This is a genomic window from Butyricimonas paravirosa (genome assembly GCF_032878955.1).
Classification (GTDB): domain Bacteria; phylum Bacteroidota; class Bacteroidia; order Bacteroidales; family Marinifilaceae; genus Butyricimonas; species Butyricimonas paravirosa.
Genome location: NZ_CP043839.1, coordinates 2,976,377 through 2,991,227, shown reverse-complemented (window position 1 = coordinate 2,991,227; position 14,851 = coordinate 2,976,377). Strand labels below are relative to the sequence as shown.

Sequence of the window (14,851 nt, the reverse complement as noted above, 5' to 3'; positions counted from 1 at the left end):
AGTTGAAATACTATCTATATTCGGAAAGAGTCACCAGCTCCTCCTCTGTTTATAGAGGAGGTGGCACGAAGTGACGGAGGAGTTTTTTGAGGATAAAATACCTTTTGACACACCCTCAATAGAAACCGTAAAAGTGGTTATTTTTACGGTAATTTGTATACAATCCATACCGATTGAATCTCATACCTTTACATCATAAAATCAGAAGTAATGGATATGAAATTTAAAATTGAAATAGTATGAGTATAAAGACAATTGTAGCAACAGGAATGTTGTTCCTTGCCGGAACAATCGTAAGCGGCCAAACAAGTACAAATCAAGTAAAAGAGAAGAATATGGAAAAGTTAGAATTAGTGAAAGAATGGGATAAGGTATTTCCACAGAGCAACAAGGTTGTTCACGAGAAAGTGACATTCCGTAATCGTTACGGTATCACGCTTGTTGCAGATATGTATATCCCCAAAAATGTGGAGGGGAAATTGGCAGCCATTGCGGTGAGCGGTCCTTTCGGGGCAGTCAAGGAACAATCGTCTGGGCTTTACGCGCAAACGCTGGCGGAACGTGGTTTTCTGACGATCGCTTTCGATCCTTCTTACACGGGTGAAAGCGGAGGCCAACCCCGGTACGTGGCCTCGCCGGACATTAACACGGAAGACTTCAGTGCAGCCGTTGATTTTCTTTCGACTCGCGATGATGTTGACCCTGAACGTATTGGAATTTTAGGTATTTGCGGATGGGGTGGTATGGCTCTTAACGCTGCCGCCATGGATACGCGTATTAAAGCTACGGTTACTTCCACGATGTATGACATGAGTCGCGTGAATGCCAACGGGTATTTTGACACGATGGATGCCGACCAACGGTATGAGCTTCGTCGGCAACTCAATGCCCAGCGTACACTTGATGCCAAGAATGGCACGTATGAACTAGCCGGGGGAGTGGTCGATCCATTACCGGATGATGCCCCGCAATTCGTGAAGGATTATTACGCTTACTACAAAACGCCGCGTGGTTACCACAAACGTTCACTTAATTCCAATAATGGCTGGAATAAGACATCGTCACTTTCATTTATCAATATGCCCTTGTTGGCTTACAGCGATGAAATACGGAATGCCGTGCTTATGATTCATGGTGAAAAGGCTCATTCTCGCTATTTTAGTGAAGATGCATTCAAAAAATTGAAAGGTGATAACAAGGAACTTTTGATTATTCCCGGTGCAAGCCACGTGGATTTGTACGATAACCAGGCAAATGTTATTCCTTTTGACAAGATAGAATCTTTTTTTCGTGAATATTTGAAATAATAAAAATACCCAAGTTCAAAATCAACATGAACTTGGGTATTTTGTATAATATCATTCCGGATTATAACCCTAGAACTTTAGTTCCTTGTTTGAAGAAAATATCCTTCGGGATGTTAGCTCCCGCGATACGATCCAAGTCTTTCTGTAAGGTCGGGGGAACGATACCCTTTTCTGCCACTAATTTGGTAGCTTTCTGGATGTCACCGTCTCCTTCGATCGTGATATACTCTCCGGCAATCACTTCGATGTCTTTTTTCATCTTTTCGAAATCTACGGTGTAGTATCCCGTGGTTTCATCCTTGCTGATAGCTCCGCTTTCCATGAAATGGGCGAACTGCATCATGTTGGCTTTTCCGTGGGCGCTGGCAGCACCGAAACGAACGGAACGGAAGATTCCGGCGATGAAGGTCACATAATTATCCATGAGGTCTTTGTTTTCCAATACACCCCATTCTGCAAGTTTAGTCACGCAGAATAACCCAAGGATGTCCGCTTTACCTTCCTCAATAGAGGTGTAATAGTTTTGCAGGGCGGAACGAACGTCTTGTTTGCCATTCAGCGTGTATTTAATTCCCAGCCCGTGAGCGACTTCGTGGAACATCACGTTTTCGAAGAAAGCATCAAAACTAATGTGTTTTTGTTGATCGGGCGTAATTAACAATTTGGAAATCGGCACAACCATTTTTTCGAATTTGGCCTGCATGGAGTTTTTCAATTGTAGTTTACGACTTCCTTTTGCCGCGTGTACTCTCGGGTCGTTCGGTAGGTTGATAGCGATATTTTTACTTCCGGCATTGCAATCTCCGGCGTAATAAATCACGTCGTAAGCGTTCATGTCCGGGTTAGCATTTGCTTTTTCCTTTTTGTATTTGGCAGGAACCGGTAAATTTTCCTGTAATTTGGGCAAGTATTGAGCGTATTCAGACAAGCGTTTGCTCCACTCTTTGTCTTTCACGAGGATTTGTCCGGAATGAGAAGCTTTATACCCGTAAAGTTGGTCTTCATAAGTTTCGATGGGACCTACTACGAAGTCCAGGGTGTTGTTTTGCATCTCCATCCAAGCTAGGTCGCTGGCCAGATAATCGTCGTCCAAAAGGGCTTTTGATCTTAATGTTAAGTAGTTTTTCAATCCCGGGTCTTCGGCTAGTGCGGCAGCTTCTTCCAGTAATTTGGATGCTTTTGCCACTTCTTCCGGGTAAGCTTCGTGGAATGGAAGCACGATAAGCTTTCCGGCTGCATCCCGACGGATAACGCTATACCAGTCCGTTTTGCGAGGATCATCCAGTGCGTCGAATTCTTCTTTCGTCATGTCAGCCGGGTAGAAGTTTGCTCCAAGAGGTTTTGCTCCCACGCCGTCGATGAAAGGTTTGTTGTCGTTTAATCTATCCCAAGGACCATAGTTTATGGAAAGATATTTCAGAGCGGCAGAATCCTGAGCGAATTGTGCCATCAATGCACTCTTATCTCCATAAGCGTTTTGCCAGAAGATGTTCTCCATGATATCGGCAACTTCGATAAGTATGGGAATCATTTTCTTCTCGTTTTCGGTCAATTGGTTTAAATCTGTTGTTAACGGGAATTCAGCATACTGATCTGCAAGCGCTTGATAGGGACTTGGCTTCGTTTCTTTCTTGGCCTCTTTACAAGAGAACAAGAAAACACCTAAAGATAGAAGTAGGAATAGTTTTCTCATTTTTATAAAATTTGTGTTTGAGTATTTGAGGGACGAATTTATAAAAAATTCCGTTACCTTTGTGATTAGTAGTCGTGATCATTAATTTTTAGGAAGTATAAGGTGAACGATTCTGAGAAAAATAGTGCAAAATATTATTTTTGCATTAAATATGGATTCAATGGCAGATTATCTGGACGGATTCAACAAGAAAAGCACAAAGGCCTGGGAGTATCTTTATCGGGATTATTATACTGCCTTGTGTAGTTACGTGTATAAAATAGTGGGGGATGAATCTGTTTCGCAAGACGTGGTGCAGGATTCACTGATTGGGATCTGGAAAGCCGATCTTCACTTTTCTCACATGGAGAAGTTAACTTGTTATTTGTACAAAGCGGTGTACACGAATGCTATTCAATATCTTAGGACGGAGCGTCTTCATCACACGTTGTTACAATCTTACGGGGAAGAGGAAGTCGAGATTTCCGACCAGCATTTTGCCCTGACAGTGCAGGAGGAGTTAACTCGTCAACTACGCCTTTGTATTCAGGAATTACCGGAGGAACAGCGTAAGATCATCCATCTTAGTTTGGAGGGACTTTCCGGGAAGGAGATCGCGGATAAACTGGGAATAAGCATACACACGGTAAAAACTCAGAAAAATAGAAGTTTCAAGTATCTGCGTTCAAAATTGGGCGGTTCGTTTTATCTTTTATTTTTATTGGCCGGACAAAATCTTCCTCTTTAGTCGTCTGTGGCTATAATTTCGTCTGTCGGCTTAAAAAAGATAAGAAAAAATCAACTTTCTTGTCATACCAAAACAAATGTCGTTCACTATATAGAGTGAAATTATGATTGAAAGTTGTATGGATAAAAGATTAGAAAGAGCCATTACTCTATTTAAGAAATCTTATGTGGGAGATATATCCGAGGCGGAGCAAAAGGAATTGAATTGTCTTTTGGAGGATAAGACCTTGGAACAAGTTTACCGGAGATGGATGGATCATCGGTTACTTGTGGAAGGTATGGAGGAGGATAAGCGATTCCCTTATGCAGAGGGGTATAAAGAATTTAAGTCTTGTATTGCTGGTATGCGCCATGTGAAGAGAAAGAGAATGATCTATCGCTTGTCTGCGGTGTCTGCGGTGTTTCTTTTGGTGGTAGCCGTTACGTGGTATTTGCAGGATGGTGGGGCCGATAAGGTGGAAAATAGGATGGTTCGGGATGCGACGGAGAAAATCATCATGCCCGGTTCAAAACAAGCGCAATTACGCCTTGCGGACGGCAGGATGGTACAGGTGGATAAACAATCTTTGGCACAACATGAACAGGAGGGCGTGCATATCTCCTACGAGGACGGTTCTATCCGGTACTCCTCCGATATTCAGGAATTGATATATAATGAATTATATACCCCGGCAAAGGGGGAGTTTTACGTGGAACTGGATGATAAAACGAAGGTCTGGATCAATTCCGGAACGAGTTTGAAGTTTCCGGTAAAGTTTGTGGGCAAAGAGAGAAGAGTGATATTGGCGGGAGAGGCCTTTTTTGATGTATCACTGGGCAGTAAACCGTTTATTGTTGAAACCGCTTTGGGTGAAATCCGGGTACACGGGACTTCTTTTGACGTGAAAGCCTACCCGGATGAGGATATGGCGACCACGTTGGTAAGCGGGAAGGTCACTTATTCCGGTTCTCGGCAGGTCGAAATAAAGCCGGGTGAACGGTTGGTTGCCCGTGTCTCCGGAGAATTGGAGAAGAACATCGTGAACACGAAAGAATACACCGGGTGGAAGGATGGCCTTTACGTGTTCAACAGGAAGAGCTTGGAACAAATTGCCAAGGATCTTGAACGTTGGTATGATATTTCTATTGTTTTTGAATCCGATCAATCGAGAGAACTTCTTTTTACGGGGCATCTTAAGCGTTACGACACGATCAACGTGTTCCTGGAATTACTACGGGAAACCGGGGAGGTAAATTACAAGATACAAGGTAACGAGATTACCTTATACTAGATAAAAGAAAGCGGACTGTAATCTTTTGCACCGATGTAGCCCGCCTTCCTTGATGTATTATTAACTAAATACAATTCAAATGTATGAAAAAAAAGCGATTAATTAAAGCCGGCACGTCGGCTTTAGCGTATCAAAAATTGAAAAAAATCATGAAACTCAATGTTTTGTTTCTTTTTGTGTTTTGTTTTAATCTTTCGGCGAGTGTTTTTTCGCAGCACATGAAGGTCTCCTTAAAGTTGGAAAAAGCCAGCATGGAAGAGTTCTTTCAGGTTATTCAGGACAAGACAGGATTATCTTTTCTTTATAATTCCAAGCTTTTCGGGAATGAGGAAAAAATCACACTGGACATCGTGGACAAGCCGTTGAATGAGATCCTGACGGAAGTGTTGGAACCTAAAGGATTTACTTATAAATACCGGGATGAAGTGATCGTGGTAAAAAAGATTCCGATCCACGCTCAACAGGAAAAAGAAAAAAGGAGTATAACGGGAATTGTCAAGGATGACACCGAGGCGCCTTTGCCGGGAGCAACCGTTCTCATTAAAGGGACATTGACGGGCGTTGTCACGGATGTTAATGGAAATTTCAGTTTATCGACGGAGGACGTGCCGAATATCACGATCGTGATTTCTTTCGTGGGTATGAAAACACGGGAGATCGTGGTGGACGGGAATAAGCCGCTTGAGATCGTGTTGTTGCCCAATACGGAGGAACTGGGGCAGGTGGTGATTACCGGTTACTACCAGTTGTCACAGGAACGGAGTGCCGGCTCTTTCTCGGTTGTTAAAGGGGAGGAGCTTAGCCTGAAAAGCGATCCCAGTATCATTGGTCGATTGAACGGGTTGATTCCCGGTTTCGTGGTGAATCCGTCCGGAACGGATAAATACCTTTTGCGGGGTGCGACATCCATCAATAGTTCCCGGGAGCCTTTGTTTGTCGTGGATGGAATGCCGATGGAGCTGAACACGCTGGAAGCAACGGTGAACCCGGAGGACGTGTTGAATGTCAGTGTGCTGAAAGATGCGACAGCCTCGTCCATTTGGGGTGCAAGAGCAGCCAATGGAGTGATTGTTATAACGACAAAGCGGGGGAGATTGCAAGAGAAAACACGGATCAGCTACACGGGGTCTTTGCAATTACAGGGATTACCGGATTTCGATTATCTCGATTACATGCGGGCTAGGGATTACGTGGACTTTGCCGTGAGCGTGTTTGACCCGGTGAAAACGAATTACGGTACGAACGTGTTGGGCAGGTATGGGATAATTACTCCCGTGGAAAGAATTTTATACAAGGGAGAAACGGGTGAATACTCCGCGACAGAGGTTGAGAGAGAATTGGATAAACTTCGGAATTCCGATAATAGGAAACAGATCGAGGATTATCTTTATCGCTGGAAGACGGTTCACCAGCATAACATCAGTTTATATGGCGGAAGTGATAAAGCGGCTTATTTTCTCTCCGTGAATTACAGGAATACAAAACCCCAGCAAAAAACGGTGAACGAGGATCGCTTGATCATTGATACCAAGAATGATTTCAACTTGACTTCGTGGTTAAAGTTGTCCGTGGGGGCCAATATTTCATATATGAACAAAAAGTACAAGTATCTTCCCGATGCGGTGGGTATGATTCCTTACGAGCGATTGAAAGATGCTGACGGGAACCCGACTTCGCAAATGCATATGTTTTATAGCGATGAGGCCGTTGCGTGGACAGGTCAGGAGTTGGATAAACGGAACATGATGCATTATGACTATGTGTTGTTGAATGAGCTTGATCTTCAGAAAAATAAAGAGAGTGTATTCAATGCCAGAATACAAGGAAAGTTGGATATAAAACTTTACGACGGGTTGACGTTCGAATCTCAGTTTCAATACCAGAACGGGTATGGTAAAGTCGAGAAGTTGGACAAAGCGGAATCGTTTAAAGTGAGAAATCTGATTGCACAACAAACCCCGCTGACTGCCGGATCGGTTTCCCGTGTTCCTGTTGGTGCTATTCAAGATAAAACATGGAGTAACACGATCGAATGGATTGTGCGGAATCAGGTTTCGTATGATTTGAGTATCCGGGATGAACACAATATAACGATGCTTGCGGGAACGGAAATCCGTAAGAATATTCATGAAATAGACAATCGTATCGTTTATGGCTATAATGAAAACACCAAGCAGCATATAAGTCTTAACGAACAGCAAATGATTGCCGGGGTGACGGGAGGAACGATTGTTGACCCGAATAGCCAGACGAGTTCACAGCAAAGTTTCACGAACGGTTTTGGGACCGGGTACGTGAAATACGATAAGCGTTTCTTTTCTTTATACGCGAATGCGGCTTATGATTACAAGAGTAAATACGGGCTGAATGCCAGTATTCGTGTTGATCAGGCAAATTTGTTCGGTACGGATATTCGTTACAAACCGATCTGGTCTGTCGGGGTGCTATGGAACTTGCATCATGAAGATTTTTGGAACAGGGACTTGTTCGATCGCTTTACTTTTAGAATCAGCCGGGGAATTGCCGGTAACACGCCCAATTCTGAAGTCGGGGGACCTTACGACATCATTAGTTCCGCGGGATATGGGAACTTCTCGTTCGGGCAGACTCAAAGTTCGATGAATATTATTTCTCCTGCCTTGAAGAATCTGAAATGGGAAAAAACGACGATCACCAATTTGGGAATAGATTTTTCTACCTTGCAAAACAGGTTAAGCGGTTCGGTTGATTTCTACCGGAAGAATACAAATGATCTTATCGGACAACAGACGATAGACCCGACAGGAGGTTTTGCCACGATCTCAACCAATATCGGTAAGATGAGGAACACGGGAATCGAGATCATGTTGAGTTCCATCAATATTGCAAAGAATGATTTTAAATGGAGTTCCAGTTTCAATTTTGCTTATAATAGGAATAAAGTTGTCGATATTTACGTGGAACCGAATATCACGCAGTATATCAGTACCTACCAGCCTGTTTTTATACAGGGATATGAGGCGTACAGTATCTTCTCGTATAAATGGGCGGGACTGAACGAGATCGGGGAACCGACGGTCTATGATGAGAACGGGCAGGCGACTGATAAGGCAATCAGTGATATTAATGCTCTCGTACATTCCGGAACGGCCCAGCCTCCTTTTACCGGAAGTCTTTCCAACACGTTCTCTTATAAAAACTTGACTCTTTCGATACAGATTATTTATAATTTGGGACATAAGATGAGAGATGATGTTCCCGGTACGAATATCAGCGGACGTTTATTGTATAGTCAGGCCTTGAATGGGGATATTTGGAAGAACCCGATTCACAAGGATATGAAGCATGCTTGGAGAAAGGCCGGGGATGATACGAATGTACCCAGATGGTTGCCGGTAGGGGAGTCCAGACACGTTCGTGAGTACTACCCGGCGGCGGATATTAATATTATCAACGCATCGTACATTTATATCAACGATATCACGTTGAGTTATAATTTGCCAAGTTCGATAGTGAGCCCGTTGAAGTTGAAACAATGTATGTTGAGCGTGCAGGTGTCTAACCCGTATTGCTGGAAAGCGAATAAGGAAGGGGTTGATCCGAGATTTGTGGGTTCGATGATCGGGGGACAGCGGACATTGAAATACGGGCCGGAGTATATGTTGAAATTGAACGTTCATTTTTAATCCAAATGCTATGAGATATAATACAATAATAAATAAATGGAGCATCTTGACGGAACAATGTCATAAAACATTCATTTGTCTGGTGTCCGTGGTGGTGATGTTTTTTTCTGCCGGGTGTGATGACTTTCTGGATGTTGCACCTTCATCAAGCGTGTCGATTCCTACCTTTATTGAGGATTACGAAAATATGCTTTATCCGTTTTATCTGAAATATAATGCGAACCCGATTCTTGCCGTTATGGGGGATGATGTTTACTGGTCTAAGAGTTTCTACAATAGCTGGTCCGGGAATGAACAGTTCCGGAGGGCATATCTATGGAGCGATGAGATATACGACCAGACGATGAGTAACACACATTGGAACCAGCAATATGGGATGATTTACACGTTCAATAAAATTGTTGACGAAGTGAGGAATGTGCCGAACGAGGCGATGGGGAATTTATTGGTGATCGAGGCGGAGGCGAGAGCGTACAGGGCTTTGACTTATTTCAATCTTGTCAGTGTCTATGCGAAACCTTATGCTTTGGCTAATGAAAGTGATCCCGGTATTCCCGTTATTCAGAAAAATGACGTGACGGAAACCAAACGGGAGAGAACGCCTGTTCGGGAAGTGTACAACTTTATCATCAGAGATTTGGATTCTGCTATCAAGTATTTGCCGCCCCACCCGACAAAGGCATCCCGCTATCAAGCCGCGGGGTTGAATGTTATCGGGTTAAAAGCAAAGGTGCTTTATCACATGAATGAGTACGGGCGTGCTTTGACCGAGTTGGAGAATTTCTTTGAACTACTGGCGACGACGACTTCCCGGTTTAATTATAGCTATGCTCTTTTTAATTACCAGAATGCGACACCGACGCCTTACGACCCATCCGGGTTACCCTCGGTTTATGACCCGGTCGCTGACGTGGAAGATGTGATGATCAATGAATATATGTTCGATCCCACGAAAGGTTCTCTTTATACCGGATCTATTGCTGTGCTGGCATCGAATCATCTGATGAGTTTGTTTCCCGCTGATGGGGACAGAAGGAAGGAATTGATGCTTAGTAAAACAGGGACGGATGCGGATGAGCCTGATCGGGTGATTAAGGAGGGGCATTATTCGAACACGGGTATTTCGATGCCTGACATCTATTTGATGATAGCCGAGTGTTATGCGCGAAGTAACCGGACAACCGAAGCGTTGAAGTATCTTAATGAATTGAGGGAGAATCGTCTCACTCCTGCAACTTATACAGAATTGTCATCTTCTGATTCACAGGTTATTTTAAGGTGGGTATTGGAGGAGAGAATAAAGGAGTTTGTTGCAACAGGACATCGTTGGCTTGATATGCGGCGTTTATGGAATGATCCGGTGGGGAGTGCCTTGATCGAGAAAACAAGAACCTTTGATGGGAAAACTTATACCCTTACAGAGAACCGGTTGACCGTGCGTATTCCGGAATATGTGATGGAATTTAATCCGGGGTGGGAGCAAAATCCATGATACGGGTAGTAATTAATTACTAAAATCGTTCAGATGAAAAAAATAGTCATTTTTCTATTTTGGATAGTCGTGGGAATGGTAACGGGTTGTGTCTCGAATGACACAACGAAGGTGATCATCACGGCAGAGAATTACCCGCTTGATACTGTTCGGATCGTGTGGATGGCAGGCGGAGAGTTCAAGGGGGAAAAAGTACCTTTAAAGAATGGTAAGGGAGAGGTTGAGATTTCGGCGCCGGAATACACGTTAGTGTCTATTATTAATGATGATCCTGCGCAGAGAATTACTTATGGAGATGGAATTATTCCATCTCCTTCAATCAATTTTTTTGCTGAAATGGGGCAAAGGATTCGTGTGCAGTTTGATGGAGAGAGATGGCCTATTGCTCGAATTGACGGGGGAAAAGTGAATGAGGACTATATGCGGCTGTGGGGCAAAAAGGGGCCGTTGGAACGAAAGAAATGGGAACTGATGCGGGTGTTGTATTCTTCGGAAGATGTGGATAAGGAGCCATTAAAACAAGAAATCAGTGCCATTCGGGAAGCGTGTCAACAAATGGAGTATGAATTTATCCCGTTGAATCCGGATAGCTATGTATCACTTCATTTGTTACCCGGTGTCCGTACGTCTCTGCCTTTTGAAAAATATGAGCAATTGTTTCTGAATTTAAGTGAAAGGGTGAGAAATACGGAGATGGGGAAGAGTACGTCAGAACAGATTGCCATGACGAAAAAATCATTACCGGGACAGCCTGCTCCGGATTTTTCGAAGGTAGATAAAAAAGGGAATACCATTCGTTTGTCTGATTTGAAGGGGAAATATGTTCTTATCGACTTTTGGGGGACATGGTGTATTCCGTGTCGTCGATCTCATCCGCATCTAGTGGAATTACATGAGAAGTATGCACCCAAGGGGGTGTATTTTATCAATGTGGCGCAGGAGAATGATATGAAATTTCGGGATAATTGGCTAAAAGTAATTGAGGAAGATAAGATGACATGGACCCAGATATTGAATAATGAAGGGCAGGAAGGGTGTGATGTGGTGAGGTTATTTTCCGTAACTACTTTCCCGACGAAGGTACTCATTGATCAGGAGGGGAGGATTGTGGGGCGCTACTTGGGGGATTCCAAGGAGTTGGATAAGGAACTGGAAATGATTTTCGGGGAATAAGTAAAAGGGAGTGTCCAAAAGTCTTATCCAGTATCTACAAGCTACCCCCTCTGGCTCCCCCTTACACAGGAGGAGAAACCGCTTGGTAATCAGCTATCCCCCTGTGTAAGGGGGAGTTGGAGGGGGTAGTTGTTTTTTCAAAGGCGTTTTGTCTATGACAGCTTTGCTGCCGATGGATTCTGTCCGAAGGACGCCCGTCACTTTACTAATTTTGACTTTCCCTTGTATTTAGCTTAGAAATTTACCCCAAACCCGATTGTGTACGGGTGGATTTCGGGGGCTTTGTTCTTTTCCATCATGTTCGTAAGAGTGTAACTTCCCCATAATGCCAGTTTGTAATATCCGACACGAACCACGGCATCTGCTTTTACCGGGTTCATACTATAATTACCGGAATTTTTCATGCGACGGGTATCACCGTTTTCGTTTTTGTAAACGACTTTTGTTTTGGTATGTAATCTTAAACCGCCCATCACTCCGGCTGCCACGTAGGCACGTTGGTATTTCTTGGCCGGGAATTGCCATTCGAAGATAAGAGGTACGGTCAGGTAAAGGTTCTTGAAAGAACTCTTTTTGACGTTTTCAACTTCCATCGGGTAGATTTGTCCGCCGTCACCTCGTTCGATGCTGTTTTTGTTAGCAAAGCGGAAACGTTGATACTCTAATCCCAAACCGGTAACTAAACCGATGTTGTTTAGCTTGTTGAGGCGCATGCTATACTGGAACATGTTGAATTGCATGACGAGTGAATTTTTACGTTCCAAATCTAAATAATCTCCGGCTTCATCCAGTTGTTCATTACTAATAGAGAAATCGGCAAAGCCTAGGTTGAAACCGCTCCAGTGTCCTCGGAAACGCGGATTCTGGCTGCGTTGATATACCCTACTATGGAGAGGATCACTTAGCACTTGCGTTTTCCAGACTTCTCCTTTTTCTCGTTTTTCCTGAAGATGTACGTTCTTTATGGTATCGGCTTGATTCGTTTTTTCTGCCTGAGAAAAAAAGGAAAAGCTGCATAATAAGGTCAAGGTGATAATAATACTTTTCATGATATTATATTGTAAGCTGTTTATTTACGCGTGTTTTGATCAAATTTGACCGAGTTGAAAAACTTGTCTCTCTGGCTTTCGAGTTCTTCCAAGTCTTCAGTTTTCCCGCCTATCGTGAGTTGGTACATGCAATTGTCCCGGAAGATAAATCGTTTGAAATACGTCATTTCTTCCCCGTCTTTCATGATGGTGTAAGATATTTCCCGGATGTCCATGTCCACGTCGGGAATCCTTTTCTCCCCGGTGAGTTTTGCCGTGGGCATGGAGACAGATTCTTTTTTCATGGAGATGTATAGCTGGTTGATCGTGTACTCGTCCAGCACGCCTTTTTCTTTGGTGAGCTGGGTACAAACGGCTCCGAACACACAGGTAATATTTTTGGTCTGGAATATCCATGACCGCATATTGTTTACCTCTTTCTTAAAACGTTCTCCGCGACTGGGGAACGAGAACGAGATATAGTTATCCCCGTTTATTCTCACCCAACCGTCTTTTTCCGGAGCCAGACAGAGGATTCCGATAAGTATAATTTTAAGTATCGACATATCCATTCTCTTTATTTCGTGAGTTAAAGATAGAAATTATTATTTTTGTGGCAAAACTTATTTAATTGAAGATGATTGTCGGAGGAAAAGATGTAGGAGATCGGCCGTTGATTCTGGCCCCGATGGAAGAGGTTACCAATCCCCCTTTCCGGAAATTCTGTAAACGCTATGGGGCCGACTGGCTCTATTCGGAATTCGTGTCGGCGGATGCATTGGTGCGTTCTATTAACAAGACGGTTAAGAAGTTGACGATAGAAGAGAATGAACGTCCGGTGACGATACAGATTTATGGACGGTTTATTGATTCCATGGTTGAGGCGGCAAAAATAGTTGAAGAGGTTCAGCCCGATTTTATAGATATAAATTTCGGTTGTCCGGTGAAACGGGTGGCCGCCAAAGGGGCGGGGGCAGGAATGCTCCGGGATGTTCCTTTGATGGTGGAGATGGCCAAACAGATCGTGCAGGCGGTGAAAATTCCGGTGACGGCAAAGACCCGTTTGGGATGGGATTGCGAGAATATTATCATTGATGACGTGGCGGAGCGCTTGCAGGATGTCGGGATCAGTGCGTTGGCCATTCACGGGCGGACCCGCTCGCAGATGTATAAAGGAGAGGCGGACTGGGAACCGATTGCCCGGGTAAAACAAAATCCTCGTATTAAGATCCCGATTATCGGGAACGGGGATATAGATTCACCACAGAAGGTGAAAGAAGCTTTTGAACGTTATGGCGTTGACGGGGTGATGATCGGGCGTGCCACGATCGGGAAACCTTGGATTTTCGAGCAAATCAAGCATTATTTGTCCACAGGAGAGATATTACCGGAATTGTCGGTTCCGGCCCAGATAGAGATCATCAAGGAACAGATTTTGTTGTCCATGGAATGGTTGGATGAGGTGAGAGGTTTGTTCCATATGCGGCGACACATGGCCTGTATGTTTAAAGGCTTGCCTCATTTCCGGGACTTGCGGATTCAAATGTTACAAGCTCCTACTATTGAAGAGTTGTGGGGTGTGTTTGACCAAATTGCAGAACGCTACGGTTCGATGGATCCCGAAGATCTAGTGGAGGAGGATCTGAATAGTTAGAGGGGGTAGTTGTTTCAAATAAACTTGTCAGACAGTCCCCCAATAGAGTAAGGTCCATAAAGTTTTAGTATGTTGTACGTTATAAACTTTATGAACCTTGTAACTTTATAAACTGATATACAGAAGTGCTGCAACAAGCGATCCTGCTAATGGTCCGACGATGGGGATCCATGCATAATCCCAGCCACTATTGCCTTTGCCCGGAATGGGCAGGATGGCATGCATGATTCTCGGTCCGAGGTCCCGGGCGGGATTGATGGCATAGCCGGTGACTCCCCCTAGGGAAAGACCGATGACCCAAACAATGAACGATACGGGAATGGCCCCGATGGAACCGAGCCCGATCGGGGTGGTTGAATCCACGTCTGACATGAGTTCGGCCCCGGTAATATAGAAGACGGAGAACATAAGCACGAAGGTGGCAATCAGCTCGCATCCGAAATTCACGATATTATGGCGAATTTCAGGAGCGGTGCAGAATACTCCCAGTTTGGCTCCGGCATCTTCCGTGGCTTTAAAATGATCGTAATAGATAATCCATACCAGAAAAGCCCCCAGTGCGGCACCTAGCATTTGGGCGATGATGTAAGGCCCCACGCTGGCCCACGGGAATTTCTCGGCGATGGCAAAACCTATCGTGATGGCAGGATTCAGATGGGCGCCGCTGTAAGGGCCGGCGATCACTACTCCTGTAAATACGGCGAGCGCCCAAGCCGTGGTGATGGTGATCCATCCGGCTTGGAATCCTTTGGTTTTTTTAAGCACGACGTTGGCTACTACGCCGTCTCCCAAAAGGATCATGACCATTGTTCCAAGTAGCTCTGCGATAAAAGGTGACATAA

Annotated in this window: 11 protein-coding genes; 7 read left to right on the top strand and 4 right to left on the bottom strand. The window is 44.3% G+C overall.

The annotated features are described in order from the left end of the window. Positions 1 to 269: 269 nt before the first annotated feature. Entirely contained in the window at positions 270 to 1,307 is a 1,038-nt protein-coding gene (locus tag F1644_RS12430; protein ID WP_229782368.1) for an alpha/beta hydrolase, read from the top strand. Positions 1,308 to 1,368: 61 nt separating this feature from the next. Here F1644_RS12430 and F1644_RS12425 read toward each other — a convergent pair whose 3' ends face one another. After that, entirely contained in the window at positions 1,369 to 3,000 is a 1,632-nt protein-coding gene (locus tag F1644_RS12425) for a dipeptidyl-peptidase 3 family protein (RefSeq protein ID WP_118305241.1), read from the bottom strand. 160 nt (positions 3,001 to 3,160) lie between these two features. Here F1644_RS12425 and F1644_RS12420 point away from each other — a divergent pair, with 160 nt between their 5' ends. The 5 genes from F1644_RS12420 to F1644_RS12400 all read left to right on the top strand — a co-directional run bounded on the left by F1644_RS12420 (position 3,161) and on the right by F1644_RS12400 (position 11,327). Continuing rightward, on the top strand, positions 3,161 to 3,727 hold the full coding sequence (locus F1644_RS12420; RefSeq protein WP_229128147.1) for an RNA polymerase sigma factor: 567 nt from the start codon (positions 3,161 to 3,163) through the stop codon (positions 3,725 to 3,727). Positions 3,728 to 3,845: 118 nt separating this feature from the next. After that, positions 3,846 to 4,997: a FecR family protein gene (locus F1644_RS12415; protein WP_158572008.1), complete on the top strand. Its 1,152-nt coding sequence runs from the start codon at positions 3,846 to 3,848 to the stop codon at positions 4,995 to 4,997. Between the two features lie 83 nt (positions 4,998 to 5,080). Further along, positions 5,081 to 8,662: a SusC/RagA family TonB-linked outer membrane protein gene (locus F1644_RS12410; RefSeq protein ID WP_118305243.1), complete on the top strand. Its 3,582-nt coding sequence runs from the start codon at positions 5,081 to 5,083 to the stop codon at positions 8,660 to 8,662. Between the two features lie 10 nt (positions 8,663 to 8,672). Next, positions 8,673 to 10,154 carry a RagB/SusD family nutrient uptake outer membrane protein gene (locus tag F1644_RS12405; RefSeq protein ID WP_118305244.1) on the top strand — a complete coding sequence of 494 codons (1,482 nt, stop codon included), beginning with the start codon at positions 8,673 to 8,675 and terminating at the stop codon, positions 10,152 to 10,154. A 33-nt stretch (positions 10,155 to 10,187) separates the two neighbouring features. Continuing rightward, on the top strand, positions 10,188 to 11,327 hold the full coding sequence (locus F1644_RS12400) for a TlpA family protein disulfide reductase (RefSeq protein WP_118305245.1): 1,140 nt from the start codon (positions 10,188 to 10,190) through the stop codon (positions 11,325 to 11,327). 233 nt (positions 11,328 to 11,560) lie between these two features. On the opposite strand, the gene F1644_RS12395 is transcribed toward F1644_RS12400, so the two are convergent. Both F1644_RS12395 and F1644_RS12390 read right to left on the bottom strand, forming a co-directional pair. After that, positions 11,561 to 12,376, bottom strand: a complete 816-nt coding sequence (locus F1644_RS12395) for an outer membrane beta-barrel protein (protein WP_118305246.1) — start codon at positions 12,374 to 12,376, stop codon at positions 11,561 to 11,563. Positions 12,377 to 12,396: 20 nt separating this feature from the next. Beyond that, positions 12,397 to 12,921: a hypothetical protein gene (locus tag F1644_RS12390; RefSeq protein ID WP_147344494.1), complete on the bottom strand. Its 525-nt coding sequence runs from the start codon at positions 12,919 to 12,921 to the stop codon at positions 12,397 to 12,399. A 71-nt stretch (positions 12,922 to 12,992) separates the two neighbouring features. Between F1644_RS12390 and dusB the strand changes: the two genes are divergently transcribed. Further along, entirely contained in the window at positions 12,993 to 14,009 is a 1,017-nt protein-coding gene (dusB, locus tag F1644_RS12385) for a tRNA dihydrouridine synthase DusB (protein ID WP_118305248.1), read from the top strand. Between the two features lie 105 nt (positions 14,010 to 14,114). Here the strand turns inward: dusB and F1644_RS12380 are convergent, their stop codons facing one another. Continuing rightward, entirely contained in the window at positions 14,115 to 14,849 is a 735-nt protein-coding gene (locus tag F1644_RS12380) for an MIP/aquaporin family protein (RefSeq protein ID WP_118305249.1), read from the bottom strand. Positions 14,850 to 14,851 lie beyond the last annotated feature (2 nt).